The sequence below is a fragment of the Actinoplanes sp. ATCC 53533 genome (assembly GCF_003947245.1).
Map to the genome: position 1 here is coordinate 1 of NZ_QHHV01000468.1, position 1,835 is coordinate 1,835.

The 1,835-nt window shown below is 66.3% G+C and carries 2 protein-coding genes; both read left to right on the plus strand.

Annotated elements, in window-relative coordinates:
• The coding region (locus tag DMB66_RS59210) for an ABC transporter substrate-binding protein (RefSeq protein ID WP_233625614.1) at nucleotides 1-565 on the plus strand (565 nt) is incomplete at its 5' end.
• Between the two features lie 100 nt (nucleotides 566-665).
• Nucleotides 666-1,667 carry an ABC transporter permease gene (locus tag DMB66_RS59215; RefSeq protein ID WP_125812638.1) on the plus strand — a complete coding sequence of 334 codons (1,002 nt, stop codon included), beginning with the start codon at nucleotides 666-668 and terminating at the stop codon, nucleotides 1,665-1,667.
• The last annotated feature ends 168 nt before the right edge of the window (nucleotides 1,668-1,835 follow it).

Below are 1,835 nucleotides of genomic sequence, written 5' to 3' on the forward strand. Positions count from 1 at the left end.
GGACAAGGCCACGGCCGCGCTCGCCGCTTGTGGCAAGCCGAACGGCTTCGATGTGACCATCGCGGTCCGTAACAACAAGCCGGCCGAGGTCAAGAGCGCCGAGGCGCTGCAGGCCGCGCTCAAGGCCGCGAAGATCAACGCCAAGATCGACCAGTACGACGGCGCGCAGCAGGCCTCGATCACCGGTTCGCCCGACAACGTGAAGAAGAAGGGCTACGGGATCATCATCGGCGGCTGGGGCGCCGACTACCCGACCGGCGCCGGCTTCATGCAGCCGCTGTCGGACAGCCGCTTCATCCCGGCGAACGGCAACTACAACCTGCCGGAGATCAAGGACCCGTCGATCGACGCCCTGTACGACCAGGCTTCCGCCGAGGTCGACCCGGCTAAGGCCGCCGAGATCTACAAGCAGATCAACCAGAAGATCATGGAAGGCGCGTACTACCTGCCGTTCGTGGTCGACAAGGCGCTCAACTACCGCAACCCGCGGCTGACGAACGTCTTCGAGCACTCCGCCCTGAGCATGATCGACTTCCAGGCCATCGGCCTCAGCGACGGCAAGTAGTCGATCTTTCTAGCACCGAAGGGCAGGTGAAGGCCGCCCGCAGTGGGCGGGCGCCGGTTCCGCGAGGAATCGGCGCCCGCTCCCTGTTCGGCCGAACGTCGTGCTGGCATATCTCATCCGGCGGGCAGTCAACGCCGTGCTCACCATGCTGGTGGTCACGCTGGTCACCTTCGGCATCTTCTTCATGGTGCCGACGCTCACCGGCTCAGACCCCGCGCTGCTCTACATCGGGAAGACCTCCGACGCCGCCTCGGTGGAGGGCATCCGGACCAAGCTCGGCCTGTCCGACCCGGTCATCGTGCAGTACGGCAAGTTCCTGAAGGGTCTCGTCGCCGGACGCGACTATGCCAACGGACCTGACGTCACGCACTGCCCCGCGCCCTGCATGGGCTACTCCTTCAAGACCGACCAGGAAGTCTTCCCCCTGCTCATGGGAGACCTGCCGGTGACCATGTCGCTGGCGCTGGGGGCCGCGGTGCTGTGGGTGATCATCGGCGTCTCCACCGGCGTCATCTCGGCCTTACGAAGAGGCAGCATCCTGGACCGGGCGGTGATGACCGGCGCCTTGGCCGGCGTTTCGCTACCGATCTATTTCACCGGGCTGCTGGCCCTGAGCATCTTCGTGTACTGGCTGGGCTGGCTGCCCAACGCCGACTACACGCCCTTCTTCGATAATCCGTTCACCTGGGCCTCCGGCCTGATCCTGCCCTGGATCACCCTCGCCTTCCTGTTCGCCGCCACGTACGCCCGGCTCACCCGGGCGAACATGCTGGAGACGCTGGGCGAGGACTACATCCGGACGGCCCGCGCCAAGGGCCTCGGCGAACGGACGGTCATCGGCAAGCACGCGCTGCGTTCGGGCCTGACCCCGCTGGTGACCGTCTTCGGCCTGGACCTGGGCGCCCTGCTGGGCGGCGCGATCCTCACCGAGGCGGTGTTCAACCTGCGCGGCCTCGGCTATCAGGCGCTGACGGCGATCCGCGGCAACGACCTGCCGGTGATCCTCGGCGTCACGCTGATCGCGGCGTTCTTCATCGTCTTCATCAACCTCATCGTCGATGTGCTGTACGGCTTCATCGACCCGCGGGTCCGGCTGGGCTGAGGAGAGAACCACATGTCTACCGACTCGCTCGCCGGCCTCACCCTGCCGGGCGACCGCAACACCCGACCGTTCCTCGAGGTCAAGGACCTCACCGTCACCTTCGAGACCGACGACGGCGTCGTCCAGGCGGTGTCCCAGTCGTCGTTCGCCGTCGAGCGCGGCAAGACG